The organism is Cellulomonas sp. URHE0023 (assembly GCF_000688475.1).
In the GTDB taxonomy this organism is placed as follows: domain Bacteria; phylum Actinomycetota; class Actinomycetes; order Actinomycetales; family Cellulomonadaceae; genus Cellulomonas.
Window position 1 is genome coordinate 230,294 of record NZ_JIAN01000009.1, and the last position, 18,104, is coordinate 248,397.

20 protein-coding genes are annotated in these 18,104 nt (G+C 71.6%); 9 read left to right on the top strand and 11 right to left on the bottom strand.

Annotated features, from left to right (window positions below; genetic code table 11):
• Positions 1-10 precede the first annotated feature (10 nt).
• Entirely contained in the window at positions 11-967 is a 957-nt protein-coding gene (locus N553_RS0117835; RefSeq protein WP_028047659.1) for a GlxA family transcriptional regulator, read from the bottom strand.
• 247 nt (positions 968-1,214) lie between these two features.
• Between N553_RS0117835 and N553_RS0117840 the strand changes: the two genes are divergently transcribed.
• Positions 1,215-1,814: a GDSL-type esterase/lipase family protein gene (locus N553_RS0117840; protein ID WP_028047660.1), complete on the top strand. Its 600-nt coding sequence runs from the start codon at positions 1,215-1,217 to the stop codon at positions 1,812-1,814.
• A 31-nt stretch (positions 1,815-1,845) separates the two neighbouring features.
• On the opposite strand, the gene N553_RS0117845 is transcribed toward N553_RS0117840, so the two are convergent.
• The 3 genes from N553_RS0117845 to N553_RS0117855 all read right to left on the bottom strand — a co-directional run bounded on the left by N553_RS0117845 (position 1,846) and on the right by N553_RS0117855 (position 4,522).
• On the bottom strand, positions 1,846-2,457 hold the full coding sequence (locus N553_RS0117845) for a PadR family transcriptional regulator (RefSeq protein WP_369796723.1): 612 nt from the start codon (positions 2,455-2,457) through the stop codon (positions 1,846-1,848).
• Positions 2,457-3,278, bottom strand: a complete 822-nt coding sequence (locus N553_RS0117850; protein WP_028047662.1) for a DUF4097 family beta strand repeat-containing protein — start codon at positions 3,276-3,278, stop codon at positions 2,457-2,459. Before N553_RS0117850 ends, N553_RS0117845 begins: the two co-directional genes overlap by 1 nt.
• 155 nt (positions 3,279-3,433) lie before the next feature.
• The gene (locus tag N553_RS0117855) at positions 3,434-4,522 is read right to left on the bottom strand and encodes a type IV pilus twitching motility protein PilT (protein WP_028047663.1); all 1,089 of its coding nucleotides are present in this window, start codon (positions 4,520-4,522) and stop codon (positions 3,434-3,436) included.
• Positions 4,523-4,659: 137 nt separating this feature from the next.
• On the opposite strand from N553_RS0117855, the gene N553_RS25945 reads away from it, so the two are divergent.
• The gene (locus tag N553_RS25945; RefSeq protein WP_155859599.1) at positions 4,660-4,734 is read left to right on the top strand and encodes a 50S ribosomal protein bL37; all 75 of its coding nucleotides are present in this window, start codon (positions 4,660-4,662) and stop codon (positions 4,732-4,734) included.
• A gap of 59 nt (positions 4,735-4,793) precedes the next feature.
• Here the strand turns inward: N553_RS25945 and rsrA are convergent, their stop codons facing one another.
• Entirely contained in the window at positions 4,794-5,096 is a 303-nt protein-coding gene (gene rsrA, locus N553_RS0117860) for a mycothiol system anti-sigma-R factor (RefSeq protein WP_028047664.1), read from the bottom strand.
• On the bottom strand, positions 5,096-5,866 hold the full coding sequence (locus N553_RS23510) for a sigma-70 family RNA polymerase sigma factor (RefSeq protein WP_034623284.1): 771 nt from the start codon (positions 5,864-5,866) through the stop codon (positions 5,096-5,098). Before N553_RS23510 ends, rsrA begins: the two co-directional genes overlap by 1 nt.
• Positions 5,867-5,964: 98 nt before the next feature.
• Between N553_RS23510 and N553_RS0117870 the strand changes: the two genes are divergently transcribed.
• From N553_RS0117870 to N553_RS0117895, 6 genes are read left to right on the top strand one after another with little or no spacing between them, the layout of a single operon-like run.
• Positions 5,965-6,510 carry a ferritin gene (locus tag N553_RS0117870; protein WP_028047665.1) on the top strand — a complete coding sequence of 182 codons (546 nt, stop codon included), beginning with the start codon at positions 5,965-5,967 and terminating at the stop codon, positions 6,508-6,510.
• A gap of 11 nt (positions 6,511-6,521) precedes the next feature.
• Positions 6,522-7,022 carry a hypothetical protein gene (locus tag N553_RS0117875; protein ID WP_028047666.1) on the top strand — a complete coding sequence of 167 codons (501 nt, stop codon included), beginning with the start codon at positions 6,522-6,524 and terminating at the stop codon, positions 7,020-7,022.
• Between the two features lie 10 nt (positions 7,023-7,032).
• Positions 7,033-8,334 (top strand): 3-phosphoshikimate 1-carboxyvinyltransferase, encoded by a 1,302-nt coding sequence (gene aroA, locus N553_RS0117880; RefSeq protein ID WP_028047667.1) that lies wholly within the window; start codon positions 7,033-7,035, stop codon positions 8,332-8,334.
• Positions 8,334-9,410 carry a ribosome small subunit-dependent GTPase A gene (rsgA, locus tag N553_RS0117885; protein ID WP_028047668.1) on the top strand — a complete coding sequence of 359 codons (1,077 nt, stop codon included), beginning with the start codon at positions 8,334-8,336 and terminating at the stop codon, positions 9,408-9,410. The genes aroA and rsgA overlap by 1 nt, the downstream gene beginning before the upstream one ends.
• 35 nt (positions 9,411-9,445) lie before the next feature.
• Positions 9,446-10,249, top strand: coding sequence for a histidinol-phosphatase (gene hisN / locus N553_RS0117890; protein ID WP_028047669.1), 804 nt, complete (start codon positions 9,446-9,448; stop codon positions 10,247-10,249).
• 4 nt (positions 10,250-10,253) lie between these two features.
• Positions 10,254-11,000, top strand: coding sequence for a class I SAM-dependent methyltransferase (locus N553_RS0117895; protein WP_028047670.1), 747 nt, complete (start codon positions 10,254-10,256; stop codon positions 10,998-11,000).
• Positions 11,001-11,026: 26 nt separating this feature from the next.
• On the opposite strand, the gene N553_RS23515 is transcribed toward N553_RS0117895, so the two are convergent.
• The 5 genes from N553_RS23515 to N553_RS0117920 all read right to left on the bottom strand — a co-directional run bounded on the left by N553_RS23515 (position 11,027) and on the right by N553_RS0117920 (position 16,002).
• The gene (locus N553_RS23515) at positions 11,027-11,776 is read right to left on the bottom strand and encodes an HAD family hydrolase (protein WP_034623287.1); all 750 of its coding nucleotides are present in this window, start codon (positions 11,774-11,776) and stop codon (positions 11,027-11,029) included.
• A 62-nt stretch (positions 11,777-11,838) separates the two neighbouring features.
• Positions 11,839-12,690, bottom strand: coding sequence for a carbohydrate kinase family protein (locus N553_RS0117905; protein ID WP_028047671.1), 852 nt, complete (start codon positions 12,688-12,690; stop codon positions 11,839-11,841).
• 3 nt (positions 12,691-12,693) lie between these two features.
• Positions 12,694-13,608 carry a pseudouridine-5'-phosphate glycosidase gene (locus N553_RS0117910; RefSeq protein WP_028047672.1) on the bottom strand — a complete coding sequence of 305 codons (915 nt, stop codon included), beginning with the start codon at positions 13,606-13,608 and terminating at the stop codon, positions 12,694-12,696.
• Positions 13,605-15,107 (bottom strand): glutamate--tRNA ligase, encoded by a 1,503-nt coding sequence (gltX, locus tag N553_RS0117915; RefSeq protein ID WP_028047673.1) that lies wholly within the window; start codon positions 15,105-15,107, stop codon positions 13,605-13,607. Before gltX ends, N553_RS0117910 begins: the two co-directional genes overlap by 4 nt.
• Before the next feature lie 109 nt (positions 15,108-15,216).
• The gene (locus N553_RS0117920) at positions 15,217-16,002 is read right to left on the bottom strand and encodes a fumarylacetoacetate hydrolase family protein (protein ID WP_028047674.1); all 786 of its coding nucleotides are present in this window, start codon (positions 16,000-16,002) and stop codon (positions 15,217-15,219) included.
• Between the two features lie 236 nt (positions 16,003-16,238).
• Here N553_RS0117920 and N553_RS0117925 point away from each other — a divergent pair, with 236 nt between their 5' ends.
• Positions 16,239-18,083 (top strand): hypothetical protein, encoded by a 1,845-nt coding sequence (locus N553_RS0117925; protein WP_028047675.1) that lies wholly within the window; start codon positions 16,239-16,241, stop codon positions 18,081-18,083.
• The last annotated feature ends 21 nt before the right edge of the window (positions 18,084-18,104 follow it).

The following is an 18,104-nucleotide window of genomic DNA, read 5'->3' on the forward strand; positions in this document are numbered from 1 at the left end:
TTCGTCGTGCTCACCGCACCGGGCTCAGCGCGAAGGTGCGTCGGTAGGCCTGCGGGCTCGTGCCCAGCGTGCGGGCGAAGTGGTGGCGAAGGACCGCCGCCGTGCCGAAGCCGCACAGTCGCGCGATCTCCTCGATGCTCGCGTCCGAGCGCTCGAGCATCTCCTGGGCACGGACGACCCGCTGGCGGGTGACCCATGCGGCGGGCGTGGTTCCCGTCTCCGCGCGGAACCGGCGGGCGAACGTGCGTTCCGAGACGAAGGCCCGAGCGGCGAGGTCCGGGACGGTGAGGTCCGTCTCGAGGTTCTCGACCATCCAGGCGAGCAGCGGTGCGAGCGTGTCCGCATCGCACGGCAGCGGGGTGTCGACGAACTGCGCCTGGCCACCGTCGCGGTGCGGCGGCACGACCATCCTGCGCGCGACGGCCGTTGCGGCCGCCGCACCCAGCTCGCGACGGATGAGGTGCAGGCAGGCGTCGATGCCCGCAGCGGTGCCGGCACTCGTGATCACCCGGTCGTCGTCGACGTAGAGGACCGCCGGGTCGACGCGCGCGGCGGGGAACCGCTCCTGCAGGTGGGCGCTGTGCATCCAGTGGGTGGTGCACCGGCGTCCGTCAAGGAGCCCGGCCGCTCCGAGCGCGAACGCGCCGCTGCAGATGCTCAGCACCCAGGCACCCCTGGCGTGGGCGGCCCGTACGGCCTCGAGCACGCTGTCCGGCACCCCGTCGAGCTCACCGTATGCGGGCAGGATCACGAGGTCGACGTCCTCGGTGGCCTCCAGACCGTGCTCGACGTTGATCGAGTAGAGCCCACCCTTGGTGGTGACCATCCCCGGCCGCGGACCGCACACGACGAAGTCGAACGTCGGTCCACCCGTGTCCGCGCGGTCGATGCCGAAGACCTCGCAGGCCACGCCGAGCTCGAACGGCGCGACGTTGGGCAGGACGATGGCGGCCACGGATCGGAGCATGGCCCCAGCATGACGAGCCCCGTGGCAGAAAGTCAACGTTCAGTACTAGTCCTGCCACGGCGACCCTGACGCCTCACGGTGCGAACGCCGCCGGGCCTTCCGCCGCGCCCGCGCGGGCGATCCGGCGCGATTCGGCCGCGCGACAGGCCCGGTGATGAACCGGTCGTTGCCCGGGACCCCTGAGACACTGAGGGCGCGGCCGTCGGGTGACGACCGCGCAACCGCTGGGCGACGAGAGGTGACACACGTGGGCGAGCTGCCGCTGAGGTTGGCGGTGGTCGGCGACGAGCTCGTGGCCGGCGCGGGCGACCCGAAGGGACTCGGCTGGCTGGGGCGCGTGGCCGCCCGCACCCCGACCCCCGACCCGTTGATCGCGATGGCGCTGGCGGTACCCGGGGAGACGAGCACGGGCCTCGGCGCTCGCTGGGACGACGAGGTGAGCCGCCGCTTCTCCCCCGAGGCCGACAACCGTCTGGTCGTCGCGCTGGGCCGGGCCGACGTGTCCGCGGGACTGTCGCTGGCCCGCAGCCGCCTCAACCTCGCGAACATCCTCGACGTCGCCGAACAGCGCCGGATCCCCGCGTTCGTGGTCGGTCCGCCCCCCGGCAGCACGGCTGACGCCGAGAAGCTCGGAGACCTGTCAGCCGCGTTCGCGGACGTCGCCACCAGGCGTCGCGTGCCGTTCGTCGACACGTTCACCCCGCTCGCCTCGCACGAGCAGTGGCTCGGCGATCTCGCAGCCGGGAACGGCACGCTCCCCGGTCAGGCCGGCTACGGGCTCATGGCCTGGTTGGTGCTGCACACGGGGTGGCACTCCTGGCTGGGGCTGCCCGAAGACTGGGCCTGAGCGCCAGCGGTCCCACAGGGTCACGGGTGCCTCACCGCAGCGTTCCTCGCACGGCCGTCAAGGCGGTGTCGAGCACGGTCCGCAACGTCTCGACCGTCAGCTGCTCGACCTTGCCCTGTGCGTCCGCCTTGCGCAGGTCGGCCCGGATCTCGTCGCGGAACCGCTGCAGCATGACCTCCGCGTCGGCCCACCGCACATGCGACGCCGTGCGCGTGTCCGTCGACGTCGAGCCGGTGTGCGGCACCGCCTCGGCCCGCGCGCGCTGGGCGGCCGCCGCAAGGTCGGCGCGCAGTCCGCGCATCGAGCCCCGCACGTCGTCCCGGACCTCCGCGGCGCGCTCGCGCACGGACTCGGCGATCCCCTCCTCGAGCGAGGCCAGGTCTCCACGACGAGCCTCGAGCTCCGCACGACCCGCGGCGGTGAGGGCGTACGTGCTCTTGCGCTCCTCGTCGACGCGCACGACAAGTCCCTCCTCCTCGAGCCGGGCGAGCCGTGGGTAGACCGTGCCGGGACTGGGTCGGTAGGTGCCACCGAACCGGTCTGACAGGTCGGTGATCAGCTCGTACCCGTGCTTGGGTCCGGACTCCAGCAGGGACAGCAGGTAGAGCCGCAGCTGCCCGTGGGCAAAGACCGGCGCCATCATCAGGCCACCCCGTCGGCTGCGCCGGAGCCTCGCAGAACGGTCACGTGCCCGGACACGGTGCTCGCCGAGACGAAGCACGCGCCGTCCCCGCTGCGCAGATCGACCTTGCGTTGGCCGGGTGACGAGCCTTTGTACTCCTCACCGTCCACGACGAGGCGCCCGGAGACGGACTTCGCCTTGACCTGCACACCCTTGCCGGAGGGCAGCCGGACCGTGACGTCGCCGGACACGGTCGACGCCGTGACGCTGGAGGTGCCGGAGTGGACGTCCAACGTCAGCGAGCCTGAGACGGAGTTGGCCTGGACGAGGCTCAGCTCCCCGGATGCAGCGAGCTCGCCCGACACAGAGTTGAGCCGCAGGTCGCCGCGGTGGTCCCGTACGACGATCTCTCCCGAGACCGTCTTGGCGCCGAGCCGGCCGCGCGTGCCGTCGGTGATCAGCGTGCCGGAGACCGTGGACACCGAGGCGTCCTCGACGATCCCGGCGAGCAGCCCGTCGGCGCTCACGGTGCCGAGCCTGGCCCGCACCTCGCGCGGAACGGCGATGTGCACGTCGGCACGGTCCTTGCCGCCGAAGTTGCGGAACTTCTCGAGGAAGCCCTCCCAGCCGCCGAGCGTGAACTGGTACCCGACGCGCAGCTCGCCGTCCGAGAGCGTGATCTCCAAGGGTCGCCCGTCGACCGCGTGCACCTCGATCCGTGCCCCTGGCCCGTCGTGCGCGACGACGTCGACGCGTCCCCCCACCAGCTGCACCTGCAGGGCGCTGACCGCTTCGATCTCGATGATCTGCGGACCGGCGACGACCCACGACTCGGTTGCCATGACGTTTCTCCATTCGCGATATATCTCGTTCCTGCAAACACGTTATATCGCGTCTCCGGCGTTGGCAAGCCCGGCCTCCCCGGGGGGTCAGACCGGCGCGCGCACGAAGAAGCCCGGGACCTCCGTCGAGGTCCCGGGCTTCTTGGGCCGTGCGGTCAGGCGACCAGACCGGCCTGACGCAACTCCACGGTGAGGTCGTGCGGGCTCGTCGACGCCGACAGCGCTTCGTCGAACGTGATGACGTCGTCGCGGACCAGCTGGAACAGGTGCTGGTCGAACGTCTGCATCTTGTAGAAGTCACCATCGCGGATCAGGTCGATCAGCGGCGGCGCGTCAGCCGGCTCGAGGATCGCGTCGCGCGTACGGCCGGTGTTGACCATGACCTCGATCGCCGGCCGCCGACCGGCGCCGTCGGCCAGCCGGACCAGACGCTGGGACACGATCCCCCGCAGCGCCTGGGCGAGCGCGATCCGGACCTGCTTCTGCTCGTGCGGCGGGAAGAAGTCGATGATGCGGTTGATCGTCTCTGCCGCGTCGATGGTGTGCAGCGTGGACAGGACCAGGTGACCGGTCTCGGCTGCGGACAGAGCGGCCCGGACGGTCTCCACATCTCGCATCTCACCGACGAGGATCACATCGGGGTCCTGCCGCATCGCGGCGCGCAGCGCCACGGTGAAGTCGGCCGTGTCCTGGCGGACCTCGCGCTGCGAGACGATCGCCTTCTTGTCGTGGTGCAGGATCTCGATCGGGTCCTCGATCGTGACGATGTTGACCTCTTTGTACGTGTTGATGAGATCGACCATCGACGCGAGCGTCGTCGTCTTGCCGGAGCCGGTCGGCCCGGTCACCAGCACGAGCCCACGCGGCTCGAGCGCCAGCTGCCCGACCACCTCGGGCAGTGCCAGGTCGCCCAGCGACTGCGCACCCACCGCGACGCGACGGAACACCATGCCGTAGGTGCCGCGGGCCTGGTACGCGTTGACACGGAACCGGCCGACACCGGGGATCGAGTACGCGAAGTCCGCCTCGTGGTTGGTGCGGAAGTGGTCCACGAGGTCGTCCGGGATGACCTCCTCGAGCATGCGCTCGGTGTCCGCCGGCTTGAGGTCCGGCACCTGGAGCTTGCGCAGACGACCATCCACCCGGACGCGCGGAGCGGAGCCGACCTTGCAGTGCAGGTCGGAGCCGCCCGTGCTCGCGAGGGCGTGCAGGAACGGGATCACAGAAAGTGTCGGCTGGCTCACCCTGTAGTCATCGACCAGCGAGGCCCGTGACTTGAGCACCCGCGGGATGTGGGACCATGGAACGAGTCCGGCGCCCGCATCAGGTTTTCAGATCACTGTGCCGACCACCCAGCATTTCTTCGACGAAGGAAGTTCCCATGAGCAAGCGAGGCCGCAAGCGCCGTTCCCGCAAGGGCAGCGCCGCGAACCACGGCAACCGTCCCAACGCCTGACGGTACGAGAAAGGCCCGGTGCATACGCACCGGGCCTTCTTCATGCCGTCACGACGCGCTCACTCGAGCGTCGTGGTCACCCGCATGACGGTCAGCTGCTCGTGGATCCGCACCCGCAAGGTGTCCGGTGCGGTCTCCTTGCAGCCGCGGCGCACGAGGTTCTTCACGACGACCTCGACGTCGTACTCCTCGAGGCAGCCCTGGCACTCGGCCAGGTGAGCGCGCACGACGTCCGAGTCAGGGGCGTCGAGCTCGGCGTCCAGGTACTCCCAGAGCCGCTCCAGCGCGTCGTTGCAGTTGTTCCCGCACGGGCCGTCCACCACGTGAGGCGGCGTCGGTGCCGTCCCGTCCCACTCGTCCATCACAAGACCTCCGGCGTGGTGGGGGTCGCGGCCACGAGACCGCGCCCACGCGCATAGTCCGACAGCAGCTCACGGAGCTGGGCTCGCCCGCGGTGCAGCCGGGACATCACTGTCCCGATCGGCGTTCCCATGATCTCCGCGATCTCCTTGTATGCAAAGCCCTCGACGTCAGCCAGGTACACGGCGATGCGGAACTCCTCGGGGATGCGCTGCAACGCGTCCTTCACGTCGGAGTCCGGCAGGTGGTCCAGCGCCTCGGCCTCGGCGGAGCGGAGGCCCGCCGACGTGTGCGACTCCGCGCGCGCCAGCTGCCAGTCCTCGATCTCCTCCGAACGCGACTGCTGCGGCTCGCGCTGCTTCTTGCGGTAGGAGTTGATGTACGTGTTGGTCAGGATCCGGTACAGCCACGCCTTGAGGTTGGTCCCCGGCCGGTACTGGTGGAACGCGGCGAACGCCTTCGCGAACGTCTCCTGGACCAGGTCCTCGGCGTCCGCAGGGTTGCGCGTCATGCGCAGGGCAGCACCGTAGAGCTGGTCCAGGTAGACCAGCGCCTCAGCTTCGAACCGCTCGGTGCGTGCCGCGTCGTCCTCGGCCTCGGGCGCGCGGTGGGTGTCCTCGCTCATCGCGGACGAGCCTAGACCCGCAGACGCCGGGCCACCGGCCGGGGTGGGCCACGCCACAGCGGCGAGCTTGGTGTCTTCGGGCACTGCGAGGTCCCAACCGGTCGGGGTAGGCGTCGAGGGGCGCGTCTCGAGCGCGGCACAGGTCATGGCAGGCACAACGGCGCATGCCCGCGCGCCATTCCCCACCCCGCCCCACCTGCGCAACCGCGTCGCCAACGTGCCCAGCGCGCACTAGCGTGGCGGGCATGACGACCATCTCGGAGGACTCCACCTACCTGCGGCTCCTGCGCGAGCAGATCGGCCACGAGTTCGACGCCCACCAGCAGTACGTCGCGATCGCCGTCTGGTTCGACGGCCAGGACCTGCCTCAGCTGGCGCGGCACTACTACCGCCAGGCCCTCGAGGAGCGCAACCACGCGCTGATGATCGTGCGCTACCTCCTCGACCGGGACCTGGACGTCGAGATCCCCGCCGGCAGCGCGGTGCGCAACCAGTTCGCCGACGTGGTGGAGCCGATCGCCCTGGCCCTGGTGCAGGAGCAGCAGGTGACCGAGCAGATCGAAGCGATCTTCCGGGCGGCGCGGGCCGAGAACGACGCGCTGGGCGAGCAGTTCCTCCTCTGGTTCCTCAAGGAGCAGGTCGAGGAGGTCGCCTCCGCGACGACGCTGCTGACGGTCGCCACCCGAGCCGGTGACAACCTGTTCGACCTCGAGAACTACGTCGCCCGCGAGCAGATCGGTGACGGCGGCGTGTCCGCCGACGCACCGACCGCCGCGGGCGGGGCCCTCTAAGGAGACCTCCCGTGCTGCTGCGTCGCGTCGCCCGTCCCCTGTTCGCCTCGTGGTTCGTCTCCGAGGGTCTCGACGTCGTGCGGCATCCGGCCGCGCACGCCGCGGAGGCCCGTGGTGCGCTGACGACACTGCTCGATCGCCTTCCCGCGCAGGTCAGTCGAGGACCGGCCGGCGAGGTGGTCGGCTACGAGCTCTCGGACCGTCAGCTCACCACCGTCGTGCAGGTGCACGGTGCAGCGCTCGCGGCGGCCGGCGTGCTGCTCTCCGCCAACAAGGCCCCGAGGATCGCCGCCTTCGCGCTGGCCGTCCTGACGGCGCCCCTGATCCTGGTGAACCTCCCGCGCAAGCGGGGCACCGAGAGCAAGCTGGAGCGCAGGGCCCGCCGCGAGCGGCTGGTCCGATCGCTGGCGTTCACCGCGGGCGCCGTCCTCGCGGCGGCCGACTACGAGGGCCGGCCAGGCATCAGCTGGCGGGTGCACCGTGCGCGCCAGGAGCGGTCAGAGGCCCACTAACCTGGACGACATGACAACCGCACCCTCCGCCGACCTGTGGTCGGCGCCGGTCATCACGGGGCCGCTCGACGCGCTCGTCGAGGTTCCCGGTTCGAAGTCGCTGACCAACCGCTACCTCGTTCTGGCCGCGCTGGCCGACGCGCCGGGGCGGTTGCGTGGCGCACTCAGGTCGCGGGACACGCGGCTGATGGCCGCTGCGCTGGGCGCGCTGGGCACGGTCGTCGAGGAGAACGGCAGCGACTGGTCGGTGAGCCCTGGCGCGCTGACCGGTGGCGCGACGATCCACTGCGGCCTCGCCGGCACCGTCATGCGCTTCCTGCCCGCCGTCGCAGCGCTCGCGGACGGTCCGGTGCGGTTCGACGGCGACACGTCGGCGCTGGCCCGGCCGATGGGTCCGGTGCTGACAGCCCTGCGCACCCTGGGTGTCCGGGTCGACGAGCACGGCGAGCCAGGCCACCTGCCCTTCACGGTGCACGGACGCGGCGGGGTCGCGGGTGGCCAGGTGGACATCGACGCGTCCGAGTCCAGCCAGTTCGTCTCCGGGCTCCTGCTCGCGGCCGCCCGGTTCGAACGAGGCCTGACGCTGCGGCACACGGGCCGGACGCTGCCGAGCCTCCCGCACATCGAGATGACCGTCGCCCTGCTGCGCGAGGCCGGCGTCGAGGTCGACGACTCGCGGCCCGCCATCTGGCAGGTCGCGCCGGGCCCCATCGGGGGTCGGGACGTGCGGGTCGAGCCGGACCTGTCCAACGCGGCGCCGTTCCTGTGCGCAGCGATGGTGGCCGGTGGGTCGGTCAGCGTGCCGGGCTGGCCCTCCCAGACGACACAGCCGGGCGGCCTGCTGCCGGGCATCCTCGAGCGGATGGGCGCGACGACGAGCCTCGACGCGGACGTGCTCACCGTGACCGGGACCGGCGCGATCCACGGGGTCGACCTGGACCTGCACGCCGCGGGCGAGATCGCACCCACGATCGCCGCGCTGGCCACGCTGGCCGACTCCCCCACCCGCCTGCGCGGCATCGCGCACCTGCGCGGGCACGAGACCGACCGCCTGGCGGCCCTCGCCGCCGAGATCACGCGCGTCGGCGGGCAGGCCGAGCAGACGTCGGACGGCCTCGTGATCACTCCCCGGCCCCTGACCGGTGCCGTCTGGCGCACGTACGAGGACCACCGGATGGCGACCGCGGGCGCGCTGGTCGGCCTGCGGGTACCGGGCATCGAGGTCGAGGACGTCGCGACGACCGCGAAGACGCTGCCCGACTTCGTGGGTCTCTGGTCGGACATGCTGCTGGGGACCCGGACGCCCGCCTGATGCCTCAACCGGGGGCACGTCGCTACGACGAGCGGGACGTCCGCATCCGTCCCGGTCGAGGTTCGCGCCCACGCACCAAGCAGCGCCCCGAGCACGCGGACGCCGAGATCGCCCTGGTCACTGCGGTGGACCGCGGCCGGTACGCCATCCTCGTCGACCCGGACGGGCCCGACGAACGCGTCGCGATCGCGATGAAGGCCCGGGAGCTGGGCCGCGAGCGCGTCGTGCCGGGAGACCGCGTCGACATCGTCGGCGACACCTCGGGTGACGAGGGGTCGCTGTCCCGGATCGTCCGGATCGGTGAGCGTCGGACGGTCCTGCGCCGCACCGCGGACGACACCGACCCGGTCGAGCGGATCATCGTCGCCAACGCCGACCAGCTCGTGATCGTGACCGCCCTCGCCGACCCCGAGCCGCGCACCCGCATGATCGACCGCTGCGTCGCGGCCGCCTACGACGCGCGCATGGATGCCCTGCTCGCCCTGACCAAGGCCGACCTGGCCGATCCCGCGACGCTCGTCGACATGTACGCGCCGATCGGCGTGCAGGTGGTGGTGAGCAGTCGTGGCGACGGGCGCGTGATCGACGGGCTGGACGCGGTCCGCGAGGCCCTCGACGGCCGCACGTCGGTGCTCGTCGGCCATTCGGGCGTGGGCAAGTCCACGCTCGTGAACGCCCTGGTTCCCGGCACGGGACGTGCGGTCGGCGTCGTGAACGACGTGACCGGCCGGGGTCGGCACACGTCGAGCAGCGCCGTCGCGCTGCGGGTACCCGGCACCCGTGAGCCGACGTGGGTGATCGACACCCCGGGCGTCCGGTCGTTCGGGCTCGCGCACGTGGACCCGCAGCACCTGCTGGGCGCGTTCGGGGACCTGGCTGCCGTGTCCGAGGAGTGCCCACGCGGCTGCACCCACGCCGACGACGCCCCCGACTGCGCGCTCGACGACTGGGTGCAGGACTCGACCGACGAGGTCACGACGTCTGCCCGGGCCGCACGCGTCGAGTCGTTCCGCCGCTTGCTGGCGAGCCGCCTGGGCACCGGCGAACCCGAGCAGCGGGAGTCCGCGCGCCCCTGACGTGTGGGGTTGGTGCAGCCGATACCGTGTCGGGCATGAGCATCCGCCCGGGGTACGACGATGACCTGCGCCTGGCCCACGTCATCGCCGACCAGGTGGACTCCATCACGATGGCCCGGTTCAAGGCCCTCGACCTCCGCGTGGAGACCAAGCCCGACCTCACGCCCGTCTCGGATGCCGACAAGACGGCCGAGGAGGTCATCCGCGGCCAACTGTCTCGCGCGCGCCCTCGCGATGCCGTGCACGGTGAGGAGATGGGTGACACCGGCCACGGGCCTCGGCGGTGGGTGGTCGACCCGATCGACGGGACCAAGAACTTCGTGCGCGGCGTGCCCGTGTGGGCAACCCTGATCGGGCTTCTCGACGGGGACCAGGTGGTGCTCGGCCTGGTCAGCGCACCAGCCCTGGGCAAGCGCTGGTGGGCCGCACAGGGTTCCGGCGCCTGGACGGGGAAGTCGCTGGCCGCGGCGAGCCGCCTGAGGGTGTCCGCCGTGGACCGCCTCTCGGACGCTTCGCTGTCCTACTCGAGCCTGTCGGGGTGGGAGGAGCGTGGCCTGCTGGACCCGTTCCTCGACCTCACGCGGCGGACCTGGCGGACCCGCGCGTACGGCGACTTCTGGTCGCACGTGCTCGTCGCGGAGGGCGCCGTGGACCTGGCTGCGGAACCGGAGCTGGCACTGCACGACATGGCCGCGCTGGTTCCCATCGTGACGGAGGCCGGCGGTCTGTTCACGTCGATCCGTGGTGTTCCGGGCCCGTTCGGCGGCTCGGCCCTGGTGTCCAACGGCAGGCTCCACCAGGCAGCGCTCGACGTCCTGGACCCACTGCCGCAGGCTTGAGCGCATGAGCACTGACGATGTGGGGGCACGGGCCGCCTCGTTCGACCGGGGAGCGGGCGCCTATGCGGCCGCACGGCCCGGCTACCCCGACGAGGCCGTCCGCTGGGCCGTCCCGCCGGACGCCCGCGACGTGCTCGACCTCGCCGCAGGTACCGGAAAGCTGACGCAGCCGCTGGTCGCGCTCGGGTTGCACGTGGTCGCCGTGGAGCCGTCGGACGAGATGCGGGCGCAGCTGAGCGCGCTGCTGCCCGACGTCGAGGCTTTCCCGGGGACCGCCGAGCACCTGGACCTGCCCGACGCGTGCGTCGACGCCGTGACCGTCGCGCAGGCCTGGCACTGGGTGGACCCACCTGCTGCCGCGACCGAGATCGCCCGCGTGCTTCGGCCCGGTGGGCAGGTGGCACCGATCTGGAACGTTCGCGACGACACCGTCGACTGGGTGGGTCGCTGGACGGAGATCGTGCATCGCGGGGACTCGCTCACAGACACGCTCCGCTACGGCGAACCCGCGCTCGGCGACCTGTTCACGGAGCCCGAGCACGCGACGTTCCGCTGGATGCGGCCGATGCACCCCGCCGACCTGCGCACGCTGGCCGCCAGTCGCAGCCACCTGCTCCTGCTTCCCGACGACGAGCGTGACGGGCTGCTCGACGCGATCGACGAGCTTGCCGCGACCCACCCCGACCTGCGAGGTCGCGACGTGGTGGAGATGCCGTACCGCACGGAGTGCTACCGGGCCCGTCTGCGGTAGGCCGTGTGCCGCGCTGCTTCCCGCTGCTACGCCACGCCGAGAAGGTCCGGCAGCACGGAGAGCGACCCGATGACCTGGACGCCGGCCCGCCTCGCGGCCTCGACGTCCTCGGGCTCGACCTGCAGCCGTCGCGCTCCTGGCCTGTCCAGCCAGATGCCGAGCAGCCCGGCGTCGACGGCGGCACGCGCATCGACGTCGAGCTCGTCGCCGACGTACACCGTGCGCGCGGGGTCGGTTCCCAGCAGACGGCATGCCTCGACGAACACGCGTGGGTCGGGCTTGCCGAACCCGAGCGTGTCGACGCCCACGAGCAACGGGACGCGGTCGGCGAGGCCTGTACGCCGGAGCTTGTCGCTCTGGTAGGCGAGCGCGGCGTTGGTCAGGGCGCCGACGTGCAGGCCGGCGTCCAGCAGGCGCTCGAGGACGTCGTCGACGTCCTCGTGCGCGTTCCAGGCCTCTCGGAAGGTCGTGTCGAACACGTGGTCCCACGCGACGAAGCCGTCGTCGTCCAGGACCGGGCCACCGAACTCCTCGTGCAGCTCGTTGGCCCGCGACATCCGCTGCTCGACCTGCCCGATCTCCCCGCGCGTGTACCGCGCGAAGTGCTCGTTGACGTCGGCCCGCCAGAAGGTCACCAGGTCGGCGTCCCGGTCGGGCGTCACGTCGGGCAGGTAGCGCCGGGCGATGGCCGACAGCGCCGTGCCGAACGCGCCCCGGGTGTCCACCAGGGTGTCGTCGATGTCGAACAGGATGCCGTCGACGGGGTGCAGGCTCACCGGGCAAGGCTAGGTGGTGCGAGCACTGCGTCGAGAAAGCGTCCGGGCGGCGCGCGGCACCCTCACGGACCTTCGGTGGTCGCTCCGGGTGAGGAGAGCACCCGGGCCGCTCGCCTGTGCCCGGCGACGCAGGCCGACCGCAGGTCACGGCTCCCGATGTAGGCCGCGAGGAACCCCGCCGCGAAGGCGTCACCGGCACCCGTGAGGTCACGGACGTCCGCGACCGGCGGCACCGGCACCTCGAAGGAGGACCCGTCGGGCAGGTGCACGACGGTCGGGTCGGGACCGGACTTCACGACGACGGTGGTCCGGTGCGAGAACCCGAGCCCCAGCAGCTCCGCCTCGGCCGCGTTCGCCAGCAGGATGTCCGCCCCCAGCTCCGCAAGCAGGTCACGGAACGCGTCGACGCCGTAGTGCGTCAGCATTCCCGTCGAGGATGCGTCGACCGACACGAGGATGTCCCGCAGGCGTGCACGGCCGATCGCGTCGATGACAGCGTCCGCCGTGGGACCACCTTCGAACGAGTAGCCGGGGACGTGGAGCAGATCGAGGCCGTCGAGCCATCCGGGCGGGATCCGCTCGAGCATCGAGGACGCCGCCCGGTCCGGGAACATCGTTCGCTCACCGGACTCGTCGATGAGCAGAACGACGGTGCCGGTCCGGCCGGTGCGCTGGACCTGTACCTCCACACCGGCAGCAGACAGCGCGTCGATGAGCGCGTCGCCCGGCCGGTCCGGACCGACACACCCCAGGAACCTCGTCGGCACCAGGTCCGCGGCGAACCGGGCGACGTTCGCCCCGCTCCCCCCTGGCGTCCGGAACACCTGCGCTCGAGCGTCGGTGCCGTGCCGCAGCGGCTCGGCCAGCCAGACGACGATGTCCTCGACGAGGTCGCCCGTGACCCCCAGGACCACCGCTCAGCCCGCGGGTCGGGTCAGGGCCGTCGCGACCTGGGCACCGAGGGCCACGTTTCCGCGGTAGACCTCGACGTTCACCTCGAGGCTGCGGCCACCGGTGTCGCGCTGGATGAAGTCGAGCAGGAACGGCGTGGTCGCGTTGCCGGTGACGCCCTGCGCCGCCGCCTGCGACCACGCCCGGTCGAGGATCGCGTCGAGCTCCTCGGGGGGCAGCTGCTTGTCCTGCGCGACCGGGTTGGCCAGCAGGATCGCCTGCGGCAGGCCGAGCGCGTCACGCGCCTCGATGACCGAGGCCACCTGCTGCGGCGTGTCCACCGAGTACGCGATCGAGTGGCCCGAGTCGGCGACGTAGAAGCCCGGGTAGCGGGTGGTGCCGTAGCCGAGCACGGGGATGTTGAGCGTCTCGAACCGCTCGAGCGTCGCCGCCACGTCGAGGATCGACTTCACGCCGGCGCTGATGACCAGGACCGGGGTGGCCGCCAGGACCGTCATGTCGGCCGACTCGTCGAACGACTCCGACGCCCCGTGGTGGACGCCGCCGAGGCCACCGGTCGAGAACACGCGGATGCCGGCGTGGTGGGCCAGGAAGGCGGTCGCGGCAACCGTCGTGCCACCGTGCAGGCCGAGGGCGATCGCCACCGGAAGGTCCCGCAGCGACACCTTGTCGACGCCGTCGGTGTACGCCAGCTCCGAGATCTCGGGAACGCTGAGCCCGACGGTCGGGACCCCGTGGTAGACGCCGATCGTCGCCGGCACGACGCCCTGGGCCCGGAGCCCGGCCTCCGCCTCGAGCGCCACGTCGAGGTTGCGCGGTCGAGGCAGCCCGTGCGTGAAGATCGTCGACTCGAGAGCCAGCACGGGCTCCCCGTGGTTGATCGCGTCGGTGACCTCGTCAGAAATCCGGATCGTCGTCATCGGACCGCCTCTCGTAGCGTCTCCAGGCGCGCCAGCGTGGCGTCCCGGCCCAGGATCTCCATCGACTCGAACAGCGGCGGCGAGATGCGTCGCCCGCTCAGCGCCACGCGCAGAGGCGTGAACGCGAACCTCGGTTTGAGGCCGAGGCCGGTCTCCTCGACCAGCGCCGCCTGCAGCGCGGCCTGCGTCGCCTCGGTCGTGAACCCGTCCGCGGGCAGCGCCGACAGGGCCGCGAGCGACGCGTCGAGCACCGCGGGAGTCTCCTCGCGCAACGCCGCGCGCGCGTCGTCGGCGATCTCCAGGGCGTCGTCGGCCACGAACAGGAACCCGAGCATGCCCTCGGCCTCGCCCAGCAGCGTGATGCGCTCCTGGATCAGCGGGGCTCCCGCATCGAGAAGGGCGCGGTGCGCCGGTTCGAGGTCGGCGTAGGAGTCCGCAGGAACGATGCCGGCGCGGTGCAGGTAGGGCACCAGGCGGTCGCGGAAGTCCTCCGGGTCGAGCAACCGGATGTGAGCCGAGTTGATGGCCTCGGCCTTCTTCTGGTCGAAGCGTGCCGGGTTGGGGTTCACGTCCGCGACGTCGAAGGCGTCCGTCATCTCCGCCATGGTGAAGATGTCGCGGTCCGGGCCGATGGACCAGCCGAGCAGCGCCAGGTAGTTGAGCAGGCCCTCGGGCGTGAAGCCGCGGTCCCGGTGCAGGAACAGGTTGGCCTCGGGCTCGCGCTTGGACAGCTTCTTGTTGCCCTCGCCCAGCACCGACGGCAGGTGCCCGAACACCGGCATGACCGTCGCGACCTCGAGCTCCAGCAGCGCGCGGTACAGCGCGATCTGGCGAGGCGTCGAGGAGAGCAGGTCCTCACCGCGCAGCACGTGCGTGATGCCCATCAGGGCGTCGTCCACCGGGTTGACCAGCGTGTAGAGCGGCTGACCGTTGGCGCGCACGATGACGAAGTCCGGCACCGAGCCCGGCTGGAACGTGATCTCGCCGCGGACCAGGTCCGTGAACGTGATGTCGTCATCCGGCATCCGCAGGCGCAGCGTGGGCTCGCGCCCCTCGGCCCGGAACGACGCCTTCTGCTCGTCGGTCAGGTCGCGGTCGGCGCCGTCGTAGCCGAGCTTCGGGTCGCGGCCCGCCGCCCGGTGTCGCGCCTCGATCTCCTCGGCGGTCGAGTACGACTCGTACGCGTAGCCACCCTCGACCAGACGTCGCACGACGTCCGTGTACAGGTCGGAACGCTGCGACTGCCGGTACGGCTCGTGCGGCCCGCCGACCTCGACACCCTCGTCCCAGTCCAGGCCCAGCCAGCGCAGCGCGTCGAGCAGCTGCAGGTACGACTCCTGCGAGTCGCGGGCGGCGTCGGTGTCCTCGATGCGGAACACGAACGTGCCACCGGTGTGGCGGGCGTACGCCCAGTTGAACAACGCCGTCCGGATGAGCCCGACGTGAGGCGTTCCGGTGGGCGACGGGCAGAAGCGGACACGCACGGCGGGGGAAGTCACGGCTCCAGGCTAGTGGGGCCGCCCAGGTGCTCTGGCGTCGGGCGCGCTCCGGGGCACGCCGACGGGCGCTCGCCGTGCCCGACGAGCAGCTCGCGGCAGCCGCAGAGCGTCAGTTGCGGCGCAGGACCGGGTTGCGCAACGTCCCGATCTCCTCCACCTCGACCTCGACGACGTCGCGGTCGACGATCGGGCTGACTCCGGCAGGGGTACCCGTGAGGATGATGTCGCCGGGCAGGAGCGTGAACACCTCGGACACGTACGCCACGAGGTAGGCGGCGTCGAAGACCATCTGCGACGTGCGGCCGTCCTGCTTGAGCTCACCGTTGACCCGCGCTCGCACGTACAGGTCGTCGACGTCGAGTCCGGGCACGATCCACGGGCCGATCGGGCAGGAGCCGTCGAAGCCCTTCGCGCGGGCCCACTGGGAGTCGGCGCGCTGCACGTCGCGTGCCGTCACGTCGTTGGCGACGGTGAAGCCGAAGACGTGGTCCAGGGCACGCTCGGCAGGGACGTCCTTGGTCACCTTGCCGATGACGATCGCCAGCTCGGCCTCGTGCTCGACGTGCTCGGTCCAGTCCGGAAGGACGATCGGGTCGTCGGGACCGATGACGGAGGTGTTGGGCTTCAGGAACAGCAGCGGCGCGGCGGGGACCTCGTGGCCGTGCTCCGCGGCGTGCTCGGCGTAGTTGCGACCGACGCCGACGATCTTGGACCGCGGGATGACCGGGGCCAGCAGGCGGACGCTGTCGTCGTCGAGCCGGATCTGCTCGCCCGTGGGCTGCACCGGCGTGTAGAGCGGGTCACCGGTGATGACCACGAGCTCCTCGTCGCCTGCCGCCCCCTCGACCACGGCGTAGCGGGGATCTTGCCCGGTGGTGAACCTCGCGATGCGCACATCTCAGCCTAATCGACCGGTAGGGCACGCCGGACGGGGCGCCCGCGCGACCCGCCACGGCATCGGCCCTCATCAGACCTGTGCGCCGGCCGATAGACGCAGGTGCCAGCACCACCGATGCTCCCCGACCCGGAGCGGACCCACCGAAGAGACAGGCGAGCACGGTCATGAGGACTCTCACGGCACGGCGGCCCCTTCGACGACCCCGGACGTCCGCGACGAACCGCCTCGGTTCCGTGGCACTCGCCGTCGCTCTGCTCGTCGCCGGCGTGGCCACCGCCGCCCCGGCCGCAGCGGATGGTGGGACCTCGCTCATCGACTGGACCTTCGACTCCGCCGACGCGCCGTCCGGCTACGCCTTCGTCGGCGAGGCCTGCCTGACCGCCGCGGCGCCGGGGTCCGAGCACTCCTGCACCACGCCGGTCGACCCGGTCGACAACCCGGCCCCGCCCCAGGGCGCGGCTCCGGGGTGGTTGCAGCTCACGAGCGCGTCGACGGGCACCAGCTGGGGTGGTGTCGCCGGCTCACTGCTCTACGACTACCCGCTGCCGGCGTCGGCGGGCCTCGTCGTGACCTTCGACCAGGTGCAGTACGGCGGCAGGGACGGCGCCGACGGCATCTCGTTCTTCCTCTCCGACGGCACGTTCGGCCTGGACGACACCGGAGCATTCGGCGGGTCGCTCGGCTACGCGCAACGTGGTGCGGGCAGCGACCCTCTGACCCGCCGGATCGAGCCGGGCGTCGCGGCCGGGTACCTGGGCGTGGGCCTCGACGCGTACGGGAACTACGGCAACGACGAGGAGATGCGCGGACGAGGCTGCACGGCCCCGTACGTCTCGGCGACTACTGGGCGCACGCCGGACGTGGTCGCTCTGCGCGGGCCCGGGCAGCAGGGAGTGCAGCCTGCCTGGACCGACGGCGCCACGTATCCGCGGGTCGACTGGGTGCAGGGGTACTGCCTGCTCAGCGCCTCCCCGCTGCCCGGACAGTCGTTGCGGAGCGGGTCCACGCTCGCCCCGGAGGCCGGCACCGCGGATGAGATGCAGCGACGCGTGATGGTCTCGATCGCGCCGCAGCCGGCGGGCAGCACCGTCGGGCCGGAGGTCGTCGTCTCGGTCGACTTCGGGTCCGGTTACGTCGAGGTCCTGCGCGCGACGATGCCCGAGGCCGCCCCGCCGACGTACAAGTTCGGCTTCGGCGCCTCGACCGGTGGGTCCTCGGACGTCCACCTTGTCCGCAACGTGCACGTGGACACGATCGACCCGCTCGACGAGCTCACGCTGGTGAAGCAGGTCCCGAGCGGCGGGGCCCGGAGCGGGAGCTATGCCATCGGCGACGCGATCCCGTTCGAGTACGTCGTCTACAACACCGGGAACCGGACCGTCAGCACGCTGGACATCTCCGACCCGTCGCTGGACGCGCCCGCGACCTGCCCGAAGAGCGTTCTGCCCCCCGACGACTCGACGGTGTGCACCGGCACGCACCTGGTGACGGCTCGCGACCTGCAGGACGTCATCGCGGCGACCCCAGCAGGTCAGCCACTGCTCTACTCGTTCGCGGCGACGGCACACGGCCTCGTCGACGGCCGCCCACTGACCTCGATCGAGTCTGCTGCGCCCGTCGGGCTCGCCTCCCCCGTCGGGTCGATCACGACGCAGCCGACGCTCGACGACACCGACGGCGACGGTCTGGCCGACGTGGGCGAGACGGTGCACTGGGGCTACGAGGTGGTGGGCGACCCCGTGTCCGACCTGCACGACGTCACCATCGAGACGTCGACCGGGAGCGTGCCCGCGTGCGGCACCTTCGACCTGCCCGCGGGTACGACGCACGTGTGCGACGACCCGTCCACGAGGACGGTGACCGGCGAGGACGTCCCCGTCGGCAGCGTCTCGCAGACGGCATGGGCACGCGGGCTCACCGTCGACGGCACGCCTGCGACGACCGCAGCCAGCACCGCCTCGGTCGCCGTGGAAGGTCTGGCCGTGACCGGCAGTGACCCGCGGATCGGCCTCCTCGCAGCGGCCGCGATCCTGCTTGGCGCGGCGGCCGTGACCGTGTCCCGCCGACGTCGCGCCTGACGGTTCCGCCGCCGACCGAGC